The organism is Wolbachia endosymbiont (group A) of Beris morrisii (assembly GCF_964028185.1).
Classification (GTDB): Bacteria; Pseudomonadota; Alphaproteobacteria; order Rickettsiales; family Anaplasmataceae; genus Wolbachia.
Genome location: NZ_OZ034760.1, coordinates 254,586 through 275,222, shown reverse-complemented (window position 1 = coordinate 275,222; position 20,637 = coordinate 254,586). Strand labels below are relative to the sequence as shown.

The following is a 20,637-nucleotide window of genomic DNA, read 5'->3' as shown; positions in this document are numbered from 1 at the left end:
GTGACAAAGTACATTTTATCTGTAGATGGAGGTGGCATTAGAGGGATAATACCTGCCATTATTCTCGCAGAAATAGAAAAGAGGTCAAAGAAACCGATAGCTGAAATCTTTGATCTTATGGCTGGTACTTCAACAGGTGGTATTGTTGTAGCAGGGTTATGCAAGAGAGATGAACAAGGAAATCCCCAATATTCAGCCAATGATTTAGTTGAGCTTTACCAAGAATACGGGTCATATATTTTTAAATCTTCATTTTTGAGAAGATCAATATTTTCTTGGCTTAATTGCGCACAATACCCACACAAAAACATCGAATCGATATTAGAAAAATATTTTGGTGATGATACTCTACAAAACACTTTAAGTAATTTGCTAATCACAAGTTATGATATTCACAATAATTGTCCATTTTTCTTTAAAGGCTGGAAAGAAGCTAATATTAAGCTGAAAGATGCACTCAGAGCTACAACAGCAGCACCTACCTATTTCATACCAAAACATCTAAAAATTGACCAGATAGACAGACTATTAGTGGATGGCGGGGTATTTGCCAATAATCCTGCGGCTTGCGCATATGCAAGTGGTAAAAGGTTATTTCCAAATGATGATATTGTACTGTTATCGATAGGTACTGGCAGAACAGATAGAAGCATAGAGTATGCCAATTCAAAGAGATTTGGAAAGATAGGTTGGATAAAACCACTACTACATGTGATGTTTGCTTCAAGTTTAGATGCAGTTAACTACCAACTTGATCAAGTGATAGCTGATAAATATATACGTATACAATCACAATTGAAAATAGCATCACCTGACATGGATAATATTACGTCAAAAAATATCAAATCTCTTCAGCAAGAGGCAAATGCAATGATAGAGGACAATCAGAAAGTGATAGAGAAATTCTGTAATATCGTATCTTGATTTAGGTACAAATGCCAAGCAAGATAAAGAACTTATATAAAAAAGCAAAGAAGGGCTTAAAGAATATAATTTCGCCCAAAAAACATAAAGCCGTAGCTAAGGATCAAGAAGCTAAGCCACATGAACAACCTCTAAAGATGATGGAGAAGATCTCTGAAGTAGAAAATTTTAAAAAAGGAATAAAAGAAAAAATAAAAAGCTTAAAAACAAAACCCATAGAAAAAGAGCTGAAAAGAGGTAACGTGTTCAAAAAAAGGCTTCAAAAAGCTAAGGAAAAAATTAAGTCCAATAAAGGTTAAGAAAAACAAGATAATAGGAAGCAAAAAGTTGGCGCTTTTACTCACATCTGGCACGATTGTGGCAATTTTGCCGATAGCTCCTCTGCCAGCATTAGCGGTAACTGCTGCTTGTGTTTTCAGTATTAATTTTATTGCAGTTAAAACATTAAAGAAAGTTATCAAACAACGCAAATTAGTGGCAAAATCTGAAGCTGAGCCAGAAAAGCTAGAAGAGGTATCCATTGACAAGCGAAATAAGCAAACTTTCAGAGATGGTAAATAGAATTACTAAATATATAATTACTTTTACTTATATCTTAATATAAGATTTCTCAGTTCTTGATCAAATCAATTCATTTTTGGATACTCACTCAACTCATCAGCAGTTAGGCCAGTTACTCGCAAGATAACATCAATCGCAACACCTGCTTTAACTAGATTTTTTCCAATCTTGATTTTCTCTGCTCTTTTAACCTTTTCCTTAATAACTTTCATACTTTTAGACAGAGTTTTAACCAATGTGGCCAATCTCTCCGCTTTATTACTCTCATCTTTTTTTATCGTTTCAGGCAGTAAAACCCTTACTTTCACTGATAAAGCCTTTGCTATTTCATATAATTTGTCAAGTGGAATTTCAACGTACCCTTGCTCATAGTCGTGTATTTCCTGACGTGTTACACCTATTTTATTCGCTAAATCTTCTTGTGTATACCCACGTATCAACTGTATGATTTCTATCCTCTGTCCTATTGTATAGTCTATAGAATCAATACGAACTTTCTTATTGCAAGTAGGTAGGTCAGTTGCCTGCAAGATAATACTAACAGAGATATCCTCTTTAACTAGATTACTTGACACTTCCTCTATCACTTCTTTTCTGCTGCTTTCTTTGTAAACCTTGGCAAATTCAATTAATGAGCAAATTGCCTTACGTAATTCCTGATCCTCAATTTTTTCATATATTCTCATCAAGCTTAATATTCTTTCTGCCTCACCTTCAAAGTAACAGTCTTCATTTAGTACTTTTGGTTCAGGTAGGAGATCTCTAGCATTAACTGATAATCCTTCCGCTATTTTATATAATATTTCAATTGAAATGGGATTGTACCCTTGTTCAAGGCCGTGTATTTCCTGAGGTGTTACGCCAATTTTATTTGCTAAATCTATCGTAGTATATTCTTGTTTTAACCTGCAAATCTCGATTTCTTGCCCTACTTTATAGTTGATAGAGTCTATATACTCTGGTTTATAGTAGCCTCTAATAGCCGCTTTTCTTGTAGAAATCTTACCTATAAAATATACTTGAAAGTATTTGTGGGTATTAAATAAACTTTTCATATAATTGCTTGTGAGACAATATCAATAGAAATTCCTAATCTAATTAGATTACTTGCAATTTCGGTTTTTTCCTCCTTCTTAACCTTTTTCTCAATAATCTGCATACCTTCAGACAAGGATTTGATCATCTCATAAAATTCGTTGCGTAATTCTTGATCATCAATTTCCTTGTATTCCTCTATTAAGCCGCGCAGTTCATCTTTTGCCTCAACTTCTTCTATTTTTCCTAACAGTAAAACTGCTATGTTAACTGATAATGCCTCTGTTATCTTATATAATCTTTCAATTGGAATAGCTATCTTTCCTTGTTCGTAGTCGTGTATTTTCTGAGGTGTTGTACCAATTTTATTTGCTAGGTCCTCCTGAGTATATTTTCTCATCAGCCTTAGCTTTTTTATCCTTTGTCCTATACTGTAGTCTACAGAATCAGTTTTTTCCTCTTCATTATTATATTCGTTAACAGCTAAGCCTGTTGCTTGGGAAATTATTTCAGCAGAGATCCCTACTTCAGCTAAATTCTTTGCCACCTCTATTCTTGCCACTTTTCTAATGCTCTCTTTGCTAGCTTGGGCAGATTTGATTAATGAATAAACTACATTACGTAATTCTTGATTCTCAACTTTCTCATATTTTTCTACTAGATCTAATACTTCTTCTCCTTCAAGGTAACTTTTTTCATCTGATATTATTGTATGTTCAGGAACAAGATCCATAATGCTCACTGATAATACCTCTGCAATGCTATATAACCTTTTGATTGAAATTTTACGTTTCCCTTTTTCATAGTGGAGTATTACCCAGTATTTTACACCTATTTTCTCCGCCAACTCCTTCTGAGTATACCCCTTTGCTAATCTACAACCCCTTACTCTTTGTCCTACTTCATAATCAAAAAGGGCGGTCACTTTCTTCCACAGAAAAATACACTATTACAGGATTTTTTGTTATAGCTCAACTTTACTGCGAAATTTTCCACCACCTAACCCAATTTTATGAATTGGTGGAGAAGAAAAAAACTTTCTCCTCCAGTTAGTCTAACGTGCTTTAAAGGTTTCTTCACTACCTCTACTTACTCTATCTACCCAAGATGACGAAGACAATGATTCACTTTCGGTATTCCTTTCACTCAAAAAGCCGCTTCTAGGGAAACTTCCCCTTTTCACTGCTTCTTCGATTTTCATTCCGCCAAATAGACAATCTTTCCCTATCTCTTCGCCTTTTGTTTGTAGTGCAAGCAACATTTCCCTATCCAATACTCTCACTTGTACCTGGCTTACATCATTGTACACTGCAATCCTTAGCCTACCAATGCTTGTAGGAAATCCGACCTCGAATCCACCTAATATATCAACATAGTTTCTTTTACCTCCCTCTTCATTTTTAATTTCTACTTCACCGTCACCCATTTTCATTATATGGCTTCCTAGCCCTTTGTTTGAATCTGTTCCTTCAAGTGCTTTTGCAACCTCTACTGTGCTACCCGGAGAAAATTCTATGTAATATTCTATACTCTATTTCTTTTCTACGATCTTCACTTTTATTCCTATTATTCATATAATTTACCCTTCACTAACAACAAACTTTTTTTAAATATTTACTGCTGTTTTTTTATCAGCATTGGCATAGAGCCATAGCTTTTGGGTGAAGTCAAATCAATCTTTTTTACTTATTTTTTTATGAATAAGTTAAGATATTAATAGATATTTATTTTTATCCAATTAAAAAGTTAATTGTTTATGTAAAAGAAGTTGTTGCTACTTTGGAAATGATATCAATAAAATTCAATAGAGAGCGTATCTTTGATGTTTCTTACAGCTTTAAAGTCATACCATTCATTTCTTGGACTTTTAAAGTGTTTTATAGAAGAGTTGATAGAAGATATATAAACAAGCCTATAAAGTATGAAATGCTATTCTACGGTTATCTATAAAGGTTGTTTTTTTACTAACACACTCAAAACAATAAAAAGGTTGAACATTTCTTCACAATTGTGTATAATTATTAATGCTTTTAAAGTGGATTTCCTATGGCTTTATCTAAATTTCTTGATGCACGCAACGATTATGCCTTCAAAAGAATATTTGGCACCGAGAAGAATAAAGATATCCTAATTCATTTCTTAAACGATATTTTAGGCTTTACTGGTTTAGCTGCTATTCACGATGTTGAATTCTTAGCTACCATTTTGGACCCTGAAATTGCCGCTAAAAAGCAGAGTATTGTCGATGTTCTTTGTAAAGACTCTCAAGGTTCAAGATATATTATAGAAATGCAGTTCACTAAGACCAAGGGCTTCGAAAAGCGTGCCCAATATTATGCTGCTAAAGCCTACTCAAGTCAAGCTGATCAAGGTGATGATTATCATAATCTCAAGGAAATTATCTTCATTGCTGTTGCTGATTGTATTATTTTTCCAGATAAGGCTGAGTACAAATCTAATCATGTCATTTTAGATCAAAATAGCTTTGAACATGACTTAAAGGATTTTTACTTCGTATTCATAGAACTACCAAAATTTACAAAGACAAAAGAAGACCAATTAGAAAATATAGTAGAAAAATGGTGTTATTTTTTCCGATATGCAGCAGAAACAAACGAAGAAGACCTAGATAAAATAGTTGGTAGTGACGTAATAATAAAACGAGCTTATGAAGAGATGAATAAGTTTAATTGGTCAGAAGAAGAGTTACTAGCATATGAGCAAATGAAAAAACGCATAATGGATGAGATTGCTGCTTTTGCTCAAAAATTTGATGAGGGTCTTAGGGTTGGAGAAGAAAGAGGCATCCTAATCGGCCATGAAAAAGGTAAACAAGAAGGTAGACAAGAAGAAAAAATCGAAGTTGCAAAAAACTCACTCAAGGCTGGTGTATCTATTGATGTTATAGCTCAAATTACTGGTCTCTCTCATTCTGAAATTTCACAACTCAAAGAAAAAACATAATATCCCTACTTATTCACTTCAACATTTATGAAAACCTTCTCTAAGTTAGACATATCCCCTAATTAAGAATCTAGTGAACTGTCTAAAATGGCTATAAAGATTGCACATAGAATTACATAAATTACTATCATAACGTTACCCAAACTTCTATATCAAAGCTATGTGCTGTAAGTTCAATATGGAAAATACATTAACCACTTAGCATTTAATGTCTACTTCACCCATTTTAGTATTAGGACCATCAAACTTGGTCTGGTATCCCTAATTATTTTGGCTAATTTTGCTACCTTCACTTTAAATCTTCCACTACTTGGCATATTATAGCTCCACCTCTTATATTATAACCTACCTATTGAGATTACCTCCAAGCTTGGTTACTCCTATCTCAGAAAGGCAAGTTGATACTTTTGAATGGCTTTGAACAAAAGCATTACTCAAATAACTTTGAGGTTCTAAACTCATTTGCTGTTTCTTTGCACCACCAACTTCTAATGTACCATCTCTGTTGTGTAATATCTGCTCTATTGATTGATTTAGCAGCCCCTTATTAAATTGAGCTATAAACTTTTCAAATTTCTTCGGACTTAATTTACCAGATTCTTCACCAGGACATGCTTTCTCTATATACGATTTTAAAATCCCTGAAATTTCATTAAATTTACCACTCATGACTTTTTTAGTAATCTCTTTCTGCATTCCCATATAATCAATATTTAACCGATGCATTGATATGCCACTTTTTAATGCAGCTTGCTCTACTACTTTCTCAAATTTCTCTGTAATATTCAATGCATAGCCCTGCGCTTCCAGTAATGATACGTTCTGATCTGATGTAAAAATGTATTTTTGACCCGTAACCTTTCTAACAAGCACATCAAGTAACATTATCGTACCATTTACATCTATTGGCGCATCAACTTGTAAAATTGAACTTGTAGTACTTGATGTTTCCTCAGGTAAAACAGCTCTAAACCCACCTACAGAACTTTTCACCCAACTAAACAAATCATTTATCCATGAAGATGGTCTTGTACTACCACTTGCTGCTATCTCAGGTTGATTACTTGAACCTAGCAACTCATTCAGTAAATGACGGCGTTTACGTTGTACAGCTTCTCCTCTTTTCTGATTGAGTTTTTCTAAGCACTGCACAACATCACTACATTCTTCATTTTTACTATGTTCTCTAAGTTTTTCTTTAGCAACATCTAGTGGTGTTTTACCATCCCTTTCAGTATCGATATTAGCCCCTCGACTGATAAGCTCTCTAACTTTAGGGAGATTTTCTTCTCTTACAGCAGTAAATAACTTCCTGTTTAATTGTTCATGTTCTAAAATTCTCACTATACGACCTTGTTGGCCAAGCGATAATGCATTATTGAGAGATCCTTGATTCTCTTCAAGAGCGTTCTTTGTATTAATAGCAATATCTAGCGGCGTCTTACCATTCTTGTTTTTAGTATCAATATTAGCTCCTCGACTGATAAGCTTTTCAACTCTAGAAAAATCATATTCTCTTACAGCAGTAAACAACTCTTTGCCTAATTGTTCTTGTTCTAAAATCTTGACTATATCTGTATAACCTGCTCGAGTAGCTATGACCAAAGGTGTTTCACCGAAAATATCCTGAACTTCAATGTCAGCACCTACACCAAGAAGAAGTTTAACTGTACTTGGCTTATTTCCTTGTACAGCTACATGTAAAGGTGTCCAACCATTATTAGTTCTATCGTTAATGTTATTAGCATCACTATCTAAAAAAGACTCAACTATTTCAGATTTATCATTATTTTGGGCAGCCAAATGTAAAGGTGTATCACCATATCTATCTTTAGCTCTAATGTTAATATTGCTATCAAGAAAAAATTTAACTACATCAAACTTACCGTAAGCAGAAGCAAAGTGTAAAGGGGTCCAACCATACATGTCTTCAGCCTTAGTGTTAGCACCTCTATTAAGAAAAAACTGGACCATGTCCAGATTACCTTCTTGAGCAGCAAAATGCAAAGGTATTTTACCTTCCTTATCTTTAGCATCTAAGCTAGCACCTCGGCTTACAAGGTCTTTAACTTTCTTAAAATCTCCACCTTGTACTGCAGCTAATAATTGTTCATTTAGGTCTAATTGTGTTCGCTGTAAATACTCTACAACATTATTATATTTCAGATCAATAGCAACATCTAGCGGTGTTTTACTATCATTGCATTCAGCATTAATGTTGGCCCCTTTATCTATAAAATACTTTACCAAATCTAAATGGCCGCTCCAAGAAGCCCAGTGTAGTGGTGTCCTGCTATCTTTGTCAGTATCATTAACACTCACTCCCTTGCTCAGAAAAAACTCTATAATATCCTTATTATTCTCCTCAGTGGCAACATGTATGGGTCTTTTACCAGCAATAGAAGCATCTGCAACATTGATATCAGCTCCTTTTTCTATCAGAAATTTTGCAACCTCTGGTTGGCCGAACCTAGCAGCATAGTGTAGTGGTGTCCAACCATTTTTATCAGCCTCATCAACGCTCACTCCCTTTTCAAGAAGAAACTCTATAACACTTTCACTATTATTTTCAGCAGCAACATGTATAGGTTTTTTACCAGCAGTAGAAGTGTCTGCAGCATTGATATCAGCTCCTTTTTCTATCAAGAACCTTGCAACCTCTAAACGGCCTCTCCATGCTGCATAGTGCAGTGGCGTATAACCTTGCTTGTCAGTATCATTAACACCTACTTCTTTGCTGAGAAGAAACTCTATAATATTTTTATTATTGTTCTCAATAGCAATATGTATAGGTCTGCTGCCATAAAGATTTTCACTTGCAGCATTAACATCAGCACCTTTCTTTACTAAAAACTCTGCAACTTCTAAATGACCTTTATACGCAGCCCAATGTAGTGGTGTCCAACTGTACTTATCTCTAGTATTAACATTAGCATTCCGACTAACAAGACCTTCAGCTTCATTGAGATTACCATCTTGTACTGCGGTCAACAATCCTTCATCTAAATCTGATTGTACTTCTTCTATCATTTCTACTATATTTGTGTAATCTTCTTGTTTGGCCAGATCTAGAGATGTTTTACCATTTTTATCTTTAACTGCAATATTTGCACCTTTTCTGAGAAGGAGTTGAACCGTATTTGGCTTATCTTCTCGTATAGCTAAATGTAAAGGCGTTTTACCGTTATTAGTTATATCATTAATACCACTAAGATCTCTGCTCAAAATAAACTCAATTACTTCAAGTGTGCCATCATGTTGGACAGCTACGTGTAAAGGTGCTTCACCATCTTTGTTTTTAGCCTTTAAGCTATCTCCCTCTTGGATAAGATATTCTACTACTTTTACATGACCATTATTACAAGCATTATGTAAAGGAGTATTATTACTGTTATCTTTCGCCTCTAAACTAGCACCTTGGCTAACAAGAGCTTTGACTCTATTAAGATCGTCACCTTTTACTGTAGCTAACAATTCTTCATCTAAATCTAATTGTGTTTTTTTCAAAAATTCTATTATACTTATATAATTCTTTTGAAGAGCCAAATCTAAAGGTGTTTTACCATCTTTATTTTTAGCTTTTAAGCTAGCTCCCTTTTTGATAAGATATTCTACTACTTCCAAATGATCATTCTGAGAAGCATAATGTAAAAGAGTGTTACCATTGCTATCTTTCACCTCTAAGCTAGTACCTTGGCTAATAAAATCCTCAACTTTATTAAGATCACCATTTTTTACTGCAGATAACAGTTTTTTATCCAACTCTAACTGCATCTGCTTTATCACTTTTGCTATATCTGTGTGACCCTTCTGCTCAGCTAAATCTAAAGGTGTTTTACCATCTCTGTCTTTAACCTTTAAGCTGACTCTCTTCCCGATAAAATATTCTACTACTTTATCAAGATTACCATCTTGTGCACTAATTAACAATCCTTGATCCAATTGTGCTCTCTTCAAAAGCTCTTTCACATCTTCTTTAGTGGCTAAGTCTAAAGGTGTTTTATTATTCTCATCTTTAGCATTGACACTAGCACCTCTATCAAGAAGAAGTTCTACTATGTTCAACCTGTCTGCTTCAACAGCAAGATGTAAAGGCTTTTTATTATCTTTGTCTTGAGATTCAGTGTCAGCACCTTCATCAAGAAGAAATCTAATTATATCCAAGTTACCCTCTTGCACAGCAAAATGTAAAGGCGTTCCTTGAATCGTTATTTCATTATTAAATTTAGCACCGTTACTAATAAGAAGTTTTACCACATTCCATTTACCTGACTGAGCAGCATAAAGTATTGGTGTCCAAGCAAGCTTGTCTTGAATTTCAATATTAGCGCCTCTGTCAAGAAGGAATTGAACCATATCTAAATTATTCCCTGACGCAGCAAAGTGTAAAAGTGTTTGACCTTTCTCATCTTGAGCATCAATATTAGCTCCTCTATCAAGGAGTAGTTTTACTATACTCCATTTACCTGACTGAGTAGCAAGAAATATTGGTGTGTACCCAAATTTATCTTGAACTTCAATATTAGCACCTCTATCAAGAAGAAGTTTCACCTTATCAAATTCACCAGCCTCGGAAGCAAGATGCAACAGTGTTCTGTCAAGTTTACCTTGAGCATTTATGTCTCCACTGTTTGAAACCTCTGAATGTATAAAACTCTCTTGTGAATTAACAATAGAACTCACATTATTTAATTTATCAATACTATCTGAATTATGTATTTTATCTATTTCATTACTTAATAATATTTCTTTGTCAATAAACCTTATAGATAATGTTTCCATTTTAGGTTCTTTATAGAAATCTCTAAAATATATAATACACAACTCGCTTGCTTCTATATTAGCATTAAAAGCATTGGTAACTATCAAGTCGTATTTATCATGAAGATAGGTATACTGTCCTGCTTTTTTAGATATTACTAATTTATTCTTTTCTTCTATGTCTTGAGGTGTTACTACAATAATTTTTTCATCAGAAATAAAGAACGAAGACTTTAAACCTAAACTATCATCGATTTCCATCGGTGCATTATCAAAAATAATTTGTAATTTTTTATACCACTTATTTACAAGTGCATCTTTCAGCCTGACTGTTATTACATCTTGCTGTAAGCCAGTAGCTGATATAGATAACTTAATTAATAAATCACTTTTGCCTTTAATAACTGTTGGTATCGGTTTTATACTCAAATCCCTATTTATCTGCTGCACCAAATGATGTAGGTCTAATGTACTTCTTAAACTTTTCTTCCCATCAGCATCATCATTAATCACTACTTCTTGAATAGGGAAGTTTTCAATATCAAGCGTTTCATGACCTGAAGTAATTGCACATACATCGTTTCCGCTTAGAACAATATTTCTTCTTCCATTTGCATTGAGTTCACTACACACATCTCTCCTCATAGAATCCGCAGCATTGCTTCTCCCTCTATTATTTAAATAACTATCTAAATCTAACTTATTTTTTGACTGATTTAAAAAGGTTTGCCTTTCAACATCTTCAACTATAGCAGATATTCTACTTGCTATTTGCTGACTATTTTCTTCAGTCAATATTGACTGATAGTCTACTACAGTTTGATTATAACCATTTAATTCTTGTATGCTACGTCTCTTGCGAGTAGATCCACAATTTTCAATTTTCCACTTAAATTGACCACCCTCTTCATTTGAAGGCCAGGTAAACACATACCGCCTGTTATTGTCAACTTGGAAAGTAGAAGCACTATTAGGTGAATATAAGTACCTTCCATACTCAACATTCTTGAGATACACATTATCACCATTAGGCTCAACCTTCCACTTAAATTGATCACTATTGCTATTTGAAGGCCAGGTAAACGCATACCGCCTACCCCTGTCACAATCGTTTAAGTGGTATGTACAATCATCATTAGGCGAATACAAATACCTTCCATACTCAACATTCTTTAAATACACATTATCGCCATTGAGCTCAACCTTCCACTTAAATTGATCACTATTTCCATTTGAAGGCCAAGTGAACACATACCGCCTATCCCTGTCACAATTGTTTAAGTGGTACATGCAATCATTATTAGGTGAGTACAAGTACCTTCCATACTCAACATTTTTAATACATACCTCTGAAGAAAATACTGCATTGCTCACTGATTCTGGTAATTTGTTTTTTAGCTTTTCAAGATCAGATTTCTCTTCTGAATTGACCCTAGGCATTTTCATGGTCTCTCTAATAGAGTAAGCTAATTTAAACATTGCACCATCATCCTCTGGTATTTTGTCAAACACAGCTATGTAACCTGAAATAAACTGACCAATATAATTGTGACTGCCTATAAACTTTAATATTCCTTCTATACCTACACTTGAATATGTGTCATTTACAGCTTCCTTAATTGCTCTATCAAACAACTTTTCATCAAAATTATAAACCTCATCCAAAAGTTCAATAGTTGAAGCACTACGACCATTCAGCATACCGTCCTTTAGCACCCTTTTTGCTTCACTTTTTATCGAACCTCTTAAACTGCTTATACAAGACTCTACCAATCTTTTTGTATCGGATGGAATATTCGCTTGGTTAACAACTTCCTCCTTTAAAAATTTAATCTGCTCTATTTTAAATAAGTTGTTACTTTCAGCTTTAATCCTATCACAAAAAAATGTGATTATATCTAAATTACCATTGTAAGCAGCTAAGTACAGAGGTGTTCTACCATTGTACTTAATCTTGATATCCGCACCTCTATCAAGGAGAAGCTTAACTATATCCAACTGCTTGGCTTCCTCAATAGCCAAATATAGAGGCGTCTTACCCTTTTTACTTTGAATGTCAACCTTAGCACCTTTATCTATAAGAAAGCTAACCATATCAAGATTATCGTAGTGAACAGCATAATGTAAAAGCGCCCAATTATCATCGTTGCAACTAGTTAAGGCATTAATGTCACCTTTCTTTTTTAAAAATGGTTTAAGTATACTTTGGCTTAATTCCACATTACCGTTATAAACAGCATAATTCAAAGCCGTCCAGTTTTGTGAACACTGATTCTTATGTTCAACATTGACATTACTTCTGTTAGCAATTCTATCAAGAAGAGTTTTAACTTCATCACTTTTACCTTCACCATCTGCTCTGCTTACCAATGGTTTTAATACTCCCAATCCAGAAGTTGTCATCCACTTATTACACCGATCTATTATGTTCCTATCATAACCATTCAGCAAAAGGTTGTTTTCTAACTTTTCAAGCAATGATAAAATCTGACTGCTACTTGGTGTTTTACTTTTAAGTTCCTTAATTTGCTCTAAACTACAGGAATTTTCTGTAAACCCGACCCGTTCCTGGAGTGAAGAAAAACCAAGACATTGATGTGTTGGCTCTTTGTTTTCTCTTTCAAAATCGTCAACTGACATCAAACATTTAAAGTCATTTTCTACTTTAGGAGTATATTTACTTCTATTTTGGTAATTTTCTGAAGCTTTATCAATTAAAGCTTGTATTTTTCTTACCTCAGGCAAACTAAACCTATCTAACTTACGGATTGTTATTGGTTCTAAACCCAGATCGAATTCCAATGTGGAAATTCTATAAGATTCAGAATTATTCCAATTGTTTATGTTGATCGTATGATTAGACTTCTTATCACGAAATATCAGATCTGTACCACTACTAGAAACTTCAACCTGATCCGGAGTAATATTTTTTAGTACCATTACTCCTATTCGTTCCTCATCTTGTCCTACAGAAGTAGAGATATTTTTTTCTAATTTTTGATTGTGCTGAATGATACTAGTAGAATCACTAAAGTCTTCAATATATTCTTTTACAATTCTTTCATAATCACCTCTAAGTTTATCCTTATACTCCACTACATTATCAACATTTTCTAATAAGCCAGAAGATAGGAAAAGGTCATTATTATTCCATAAAGAATAAGAAATATTTTTCCATTTATTTCGGTTAGTATAAAACCCTTCTATTCTAATAATAAAAGGAATTTCATTTTCTCTCCTTTCTCTTATTAATAAGAGGTCATCTTTATCTTTATATTTTTCAATATCTTCAAGACGGGAATCTATTACTACATGATCACCTTGAAAATCTTTAGGTAACAAAAACATATTCTGAGTTTGTGTAGCCTGTAAAAAAGGAACTAATTTACCCTTTCCCGAAGAAGAGGGAGAACAAGACATTGATTGTATATTGGGGATAAAAGTTTCTCCTTTTTTGTTCATAATTATAAGATGCCTATAATTAGGATCTTGAAAGTAGTTTTTCACTCGAATGTTACTATTATTGTATTTTAAATACAGATCACATTGCTGGATTGAAAAATCTTTCTCAACTGCCGACATAAATAGTGTATCTAGTTTTTTATCACTTGAGTTATTATCAATTTTAACTTCTCTGCTATTTATATCATTGCTAATAAAATACACATCACTTCCTCCTCCTCCCCTAGCAAACATAGTTCCTTGATCGAAGTTTATTACATCATCTTCCAGAGAACCAAAAACCATATGTGGAACTGCACTATTACCCTGATTCTGTACTCTATCTCTGATAACACTAAAGACTTTGTAATCCTTGTTATTGTTTAGAATTTTCTTATAATGACTTGCAACATCGTCAAAATTATCTAAGGAATGTTCTGAATGTAATTCAAATGAAGTAATTTTTATAGTTGATGAGTCTGATCTTTCAATCTTAGGAACAATATTACTACCATTTTTGTCTATTAGTGCAAAGTGAGGTTTATTACTGCTTTGCTCGACATAATTTTTTACATCAAGAGTAAATTGATTGTTTTGACCAAAATTTATTTTTAAAGATAAAGTATTACTATTTGTAGAGTAAGTTATTTGATCACAATCACCTAATAAATCAATTTCCGGAAAAATTACAGTTCCTGTTCCATCTACATCAATTTCTGAATATAAACCCTTACCTTTGTAGTCTGCAGCTTTTACGTAAAAAGTATAATTGCTCTTTCCACCCTTAACTGTAGTATACGGCGAAATAATTACTTTTTTACAATTTTCAACTACATCTTTCTCATTTTTATTAGAACCACCACTACTATCTATGATAACGTCACGATCATCGATTCCTGTAAAGTGTTCAGAGTAACCCATGCACGAAATCTCATCCACCTTGTTCTTTCTTCCAACATAGTAGTAATTAAAGATGCCATTATTATCAATTTGATCATTGATTAGCCAACGACCATTTACTCTTGCCTTTAATGACCCAGAGGCACTAGGCTTAAAACGATAGTTAACATTCACTCCTATAACTGTATCTTTCAATTGGCTCAAATCAAGTATATTAACAGAGTTACTTCCACCAATAATTTTACCTGAGAAGTCAACGTTATTTACAACAAACCTATTTACTACCTTATTGCCACCAGTTATTTCTGCTGTACCTGAGTCAATTAAAAAATTATTGCTCCATTCGTTATTTCCAACGATGGCACCTTTGTTTACATTGCTTAAATCATAAACAATTGTTTTATCCTTTTGTTTCCCCTTTACCCTATTATCGTGACTAATAACCATTGAATTTTCACAATAATACGAAGCAAAGTCGAATGAATTTGTTGTACCTGCTTTTTCATAATCTTGATCAGTAACCTGTGGTAAACAAATCCTGCTAGCATCTTCAATACGATGAGGTATAACACGTGAAAGACTTCTTGTATTAGCCCTTTCTTCTTTATTCATAAGAATCTTTGCATAATCTGGACGAAGCGTATTACCACTTACTTTTCCAAGACCAATACCATAAGCAACAGTACTACTAGGGCTATTATTTAAAGTTTGCCACGCTCCTTTAGCTAGACTATTAACCATTTCCTTTCTTGCTGCAAGACGTTGTACATCTTGTGGTACAGGTTGAAAAGCAAATGTATGCCAAAAAATACGCCAATTTTCATCATGGGTTGTATCATACTTTTTCTCGTACTCCACGATATTGCTAACACCACTATAAATTCCATGACCTACCATGAGCCCAAACCCAACTGCAATACCAACTACCGGCATACTTGCTGCTGTAAGAGCAACACCAGAAACAAATGACACACCAGAAAAAGATATAGATGCTATATTGTCTCTTATTTCTTTCTCTCCACATGGATTATCACTACTTTCTCTATTTTTACAGTCCACAAGATTATTTGCTGACATGCCTATATCAACAATATCAAAGACGCCAGTTACAGCTCCTGCTGTACCTCTTGCTATTGCACTTCCAAATTTTACTCCTACAACTCGAACAGCAAATTTTGTCTGTTTACCTAAAGTACCTGGTATAATTTTTCCCACAACCTTTTCAGCTGATGCTACAACTTTTGGAGTAATTTTAACCATTACATTCTCAATTGGTTGAGATGCAAAAGACCATCCTATTCCACCCAGATTTAATCCACAATCTGTTGCTGTTCCATCCTTACAAGACACAATGGCACCATGGATTCCTCTTATTAATTGTATTCCACCTGCAGCATTCATTAATCTGCCTTTTAATTTTGAGCTTTTTGTTGCACTACTAGTTTTTTGTGAAATGTCACCGTGCAAATCCTTGATACGTTCATTCTGAACATAGCGCTCATATCCTTGATCTGCAACAACCTTATCAAGTAAGTACTTGCGATCACCTTCAATATTTTTGTCTCCAATAAACTCTACTAGCTGAGCATTTTTTGCTTCATCTCGACTATTCTTAACATAAGTCAGGAATTTTTCGCTATCAATTATAATCTTATCTACATTATTTTCATCTACCTTTCCTTTACTAAACTTTTCCACATCACCCTTTGAAAATAAACAAGGATTGACACTTCTTTTGCTTCTACCACCAGGCCTTACACAACTGTTTAGGTTGAATTTCTTCCTAGTTGCTTGTGTTTCAGCAAGTATAGCTTCATCTAAGTTAGCTATACGTTGTAGATCTATACTTAATGCTTCTGAAACATCTTCTCTCATACGTATAAAATAATTTTCATCTCTTCCTTGACCTTGCAAACGATTACGTATTTCATCAGGAATATTACTTCTACCTCCTTGTAATACAGCATTAATATCCCTAGCATTTTCCAATGCCCATAAGCCGCAATTGTGACTATCTGTTTGTTGAGCAATAGAAACGTCATTAACGGTAATTCGAACACGTTGTAGAACTTGACGAATATTACCTGGAATATCATTACCCAACGAGTCTACATAGTATCCATTATACTGCCCATTTTGATGGGTAATGACTAACGTAACCCAGTGATTATTATCTAAATTAACAATCAAAGTTAATGGTCTTTTTTCACCTCTTGTTGCTACGCTATTCTGAAACTGTTGTAATTGATTAGCTATATGCTTCGGTGATCCCACTACTTCAAATAATGTGTCAGCTCCATCAATTCCATAACCATATTTTATTCTTGCAATATCAGCTATATCATGTTGCTGCAGCCAATAATGATAATCTTGTTCTGCTGTTGCAGATTCTAATGTACGTAGATTCTCCTCTTGTATACCAAGATTTTTCAACTTCTGGATTACTTCTTGTCCTCCTCTTAAATGTTCTCCCTTAGATATATCAATAGATTGTGCTACTTGATCAGTAGGAATCACATGTACAGAACTGTGCACTACTATAACAGGAGTGAACTCATCTTTGCTTCCCAGAATAAGAGAATTTGCACTATTTGCTCCTTTATCGAATACAACACCCATAAAATCCACTTCATTCCCATCTGTAAGCGTTTTATAAGTAACACCCTTCGTATACTCATCAGCGATTTGTCTATTTGCCTCATCTTTTAACGCATCAGCTGTCTTGCCTTCCCTTGGTCCTTTAAGCTCTAACCCTACAGGAGTATATTCCTTAGCATTGCTATCATCACCTGCGAACTTAATACCATGAACTAGCATATCAATACGTTTTCCCCTTCCAGTTTGAAACTCTGTTAATACTAACGCCCTGTTTTCTTGTGATCCTCCTAGATTTATATCACTATAGTGGCTAAATGCTCCATGAAACACAGCTTGAGTATGTGCTTCTTTTTTTATTAAATCTTTAAAAGGTAATATTGCCTCGCCTACTTTGCCAAATAACTTCTTGTACTTACCTATTGATGAAGATTGATCTTGTAAAGAAGCAAGCTGAGATACTAGTACTTCATCAAATGTTTTCTTAAAATCCTTAGGGTAAGGAACATTCTTAAAATCACCTTTAAACTTATCAGATTTTTTACCATTATACTCTCCTAGAGAAATAGGCTCATTAACTTCAACACTAAAATATTTTTTAAAATCTGATTTTTGTTCTTTTATATTAAAATTAAGATTTAATTCTACTACCTTTCTATTTCCTATCTTTTGTTCAAGTTTATTAAGAGGAATGCCTTTTTTTAATATTTCAGCTCTTCCATCTGATTCAACAATATTCATTACATAAACTAATCTCTCATCATTTTCCGGAACAAATACCATTGTTACAACTGCATGGCTTTCATCAAGCTTGTTCGACTCAGCTAATTTTTTACCGGCTTCCTTAGCTGCTTGACGTTGAGGAACACCCCTTCCACTACCTTCAGAACGAGTTTCGGTAGGTATATTTTCACCATAAATAAAAACATGCTTTTCGAAATCGCTTTCCAAAGCTTTAACTTCGTTTAACAGTAATGATTGGCCTAATAAAAACCTACTGAAATAATGATTATCTCCCTTCTCTCCCGTACCAGGAAATGTATGATAGATACGCTCTATATTTTCTTGAATTCGTGTTTCTAATTGTTCTTGTGTAATCTCACCATTATTTCGTCCATCAATAGATATCAATATTTGGTTAAAAAGAGGAATTATTTTTTGATTGCGTGACTTATCCAAAATATCTGAAATAGGAGATGGATGGTCAAGATTTACACCAACACACAGAATATCATTTGCAGTAGTTAAAGTAGAGTGGGCAGCCAGCGAGTTACTTGTTAAGTACTTTTCCAACAACCCCTCTCCGAACCACGCATGATCGTTTCCGTATCACGTGGCTCTCCAATAATCTAACGTTTTAAGGAGTCACCATCATATTTTCCATATTGGATTTTCTTATGGCATTCATGACAAACAACAAGAGTTTTCCTCTGTCGTTCAATCATTCTCTTTTTCCATTCCGGTAGTTCAGTATTACGTTTACCTAGCAAATCAGCAAGTTTACGTACGTGATGTACTTCAATCTGCTCTTGTGATTTACATAATTCACAAGTTTGTGCCAATAGTCTTTGCTCTATTTCACTACGCTTATTCCATATTGGTATAAGGTTATCACTTATGCTTACCCATTTATTCCATTTTAGCGACACAGCACCAAAGTGTGTAATTAATGGTATCTTTGATGGTAAACGATCTACTCTGATTTGGATGACTTTTCGTTTTTCACCTTCATCGTTTTCAATCGTCGCACCAAATTTTCTATAAATTTTCCTGCAAGTTGTTTTGTATTTAGATGCTAAAGTCTTTACTAATGATACTTCCATCACATATTTCAGATAACTTAGTGTGTGAAGGTTGTAGGCCATTTTATAGTATTGTACAATTCCTCGATATTCAGTTTGATACTGAGCAACAATACTGTAAGCTGTATCAATTGTACGTTGAGGTAAATGTATCGGTTTACCACAACGCATATATTCAGAACACTTTTTCTGCTTTATATGATGTGGTACACGTAACCCAATACTACCGTTAATACATCGTTGTGTCCGATGATCATGTTTGTCATCTGCATGCAAAACATGTATTTCATAACCCAAAAAATTGGCTTTGCTATCACACGCATGTGTAATAAACGTTTTATCTTCATTAAGCATAAGTTTGAGCTCCTCATTGAGAAACCCAGCAATCTCATTCTTAATTTGTTCAGCTTCATTCTTTGGTCCTGCAAACCCTACCAGAAAATCATCAGCATACCTAACATACCAAAGACGTCGATAATTTAGATCGCAAGAATCCTTAGATGGCATACCCTGCACTAATTGACGCAGTTGTTTTGCTTGATCCCAGTTCCCTTGTTTTCTCATCATCGATACTTGCATGGTTAACCTTAAATATTTTGGATTTGTCCTTCTTCGCTTACCTCGGTTATTTGCTGGTATTAGTATATGCTCCACATGTTTATCTAACCGATCGAGTAATATGTTACTCAGAATTGGACCAATAATAGAACCTTGTGGTACCCCACTATGACTCTTATTGTACTTCCAATTTTCCATATATCCTGCTTTTAGCAGTCGATTGATTAGCTGAATAAAACGGTTATCTTGGAAGCTTTCACTCAGTATTTTCAACAACATAGTATGATCAATTGAGTCATAACATGCACTGAGATCTCCCTCTATAAACCATTTTGTACCTCTGCCTTTTTGCATTACTGCTCTTAATGCAGTGTGGCATCCACGCTTTGGTCGAAATCCATGTGAACATTCACTAAATTTAGGCTCATAGTAGGCTTCCAATATTAATCGGATTACTTCTTGAAGTAACTTATTTGACCATGTTGGCAACCCTAACGGCCTGCGTTTACCACTCTTCTTTAAAATATAGATACGTTTTACTGGTGTCCACCGATATCGCTCATAGCGTAAATCCTCTATGATTTTATCGATTTTCTCCAAAGACATACCATCAACTGTTTCAGTTGTCACACCTTCTGTCATAGCACCTTTATTACGACAAAGTTTGCCATACGCTCGAAGGTAAAGATCACTCTGATAAAGTAGGCGATATACGTTTTTAACCGGCAAATTTCTTTGTCCACGTTCACGTATAATGTTAAGTATTGTTTCAGCTTTCCGCATCTTGCGTACCTCCCAATTTCAACATTCAATTATCTGTCACCCTTTGCCCTGTATGTGGCTTTCCCACACTCCCCGGTGATTCGTTACTTTCACGACTACTACGATGACTCCGTAACCATAGAACTCGCGTTCCTTAGGTCATCCCATGTTCCGTCACTAAGAACTGTTCTAGATCAACTTAGGTTTTCCATTCATCCTCTTAAATAAGTTCACTACTTATCGTTCTACAGCCAGAATGTCACACAAACGAAAGTTTAATCTGTGCTTACCGTAGACATGGGGTTTTAAATGCGATACCCATGGATGTGAAGTC

The 20,637-nt window shown here is 34.4% G+C and carries 9 protein-coding genes; 4 read left to right on the top strand and 5 right to left on the bottom strand.

Annotated elements, in window-relative coordinates; translation table 11 throughout:
• The 3 genes from ABWU69_RS01375 to ABWU69_RS01365 are packed head-to-tail and all read left to right on the top strand — an operon-like array spanning position 1 to position 1,485.
• Positions 1 to 924, top strand: a complete 924-nt coding sequence (locus tag ABWU69_RS01375) for a patatin-like phospholipase family protein (RefSeq protein WP_353285279.1) — start codon at positions 1 to 3, stop codon at positions 922 to 924.
• 11 nt (positions 925 to 935) lie between these two features.
• Positions 936 to 1,223 (top strand): hypothetical protein, encoded by a 288-nt coding sequence (locus ABWU69_RS01370; protein WP_353285278.1) that lies wholly within the window; start codon positions 936 to 938, stop codon positions 1,221 to 1,223.
• A 28-nt stretch (positions 1,224 to 1,251) separates the two neighbouring features.
• Positions 1,252 to 1,485, top strand: a complete 234-nt coding sequence (locus ABWU69_RS01365; RefSeq protein WP_353285277.1) for a hypothetical protein — start codon at positions 1,252 to 1,254, stop codon at positions 1,483 to 1,485.
• A gap of 65 nt (positions 1,486 to 1,550) precedes the next feature.
• Here ABWU69_RS01365 and ABWU69_RS01360 read toward each other — a convergent pair whose 3' ends face one another.
• From ABWU69_RS01360 to ABWU69_RS01350, 3 genes are all read right to left on the bottom strand, one after another.
• Positions 1,551 to 2,540, bottom strand: a complete 990-nt coding sequence (locus tag ABWU69_RS01360; protein WP_353285276.1) for a helix-turn-helix domain-containing protein — start codon at positions 2,538 to 2,540, stop codon at positions 1,551 to 1,553.
• Positions 2,537 to 3,445 (bottom strand): helix-turn-helix domain-containing protein, encoded by a 909-nt coding sequence (locus ABWU69_RS01355; protein ID WP_353285275.1) that lies wholly within the window; start codon positions 3,443 to 3,445, stop codon positions 2,537 to 2,539. The genes ABWU69_RS01360 and ABWU69_RS01355 overlap by 4 nt, the downstream gene beginning before the upstream one ends.
• A gap of 129 nt (positions 3,446 to 3,574) precedes the next feature.
• Positions 3,575 to 3,952 carry a hypothetical protein gene (locus ABWU69_RS01350; RefSeq protein WP_353285274.1) on the bottom strand — a complete coding sequence of 126 codons (378 nt, stop codon included), beginning with the start codon at positions 3,950 to 3,952 and terminating at the stop codon, positions 3,575 to 3,577.
• A 614-nt stretch (positions 3,953 to 4,566) separates the two neighbouring features.
• On the opposite strand from ABWU69_RS01350, the gene ABWU69_RS01345 reads away from it, so the two are divergent.
• On the top strand, positions 4,567 to 5,484 hold the full coding sequence (locus tag ABWU69_RS01345; RefSeq protein WP_353285273.1) for an Rpn family recombination-promoting nuclease/putative transposase: 918 nt from the start codon (positions 4,567 to 4,569) through the stop codon (positions 5,482 to 5,484).
• Positions 5,485 to 5,829: 345 nt separating this feature from the next.
• Here the strand turns inward: ABWU69_RS01345 and ABWU69_RS01340 are convergent, their stop codons facing one another.
• Both ABWU69_RS01340 and ABWU69_RS01335 read right to left on the bottom strand, forming a co-directional pair.
• The gene (locus ABWU69_RS01340; protein ID WP_353285272.1) at positions 5,830 to 18,477 is read right to left on the bottom strand and encodes an ankyrin repeat domain-containing protein; all 12,648 of its coding nucleotides are present in this window, start codon (positions 18,475 to 18,477) and stop codon (positions 5,830 to 5,832) included.
• A gap of 53 nt (positions 18,478 to 18,530) precedes the next feature.
• Positions 18,531 to 20,324 (bottom strand): reverse transcriptase/maturase family protein, encoded by a 1,794-nt coding sequence (locus tag ABWU69_RS01335; RefSeq protein WP_265034303.1) that lies wholly within the window; start codon positions 20,322 to 20,324, stop codon positions 18,531 to 18,533.
• Positions 20,325 to 20,637: the final 313 nt, after the last annotated feature.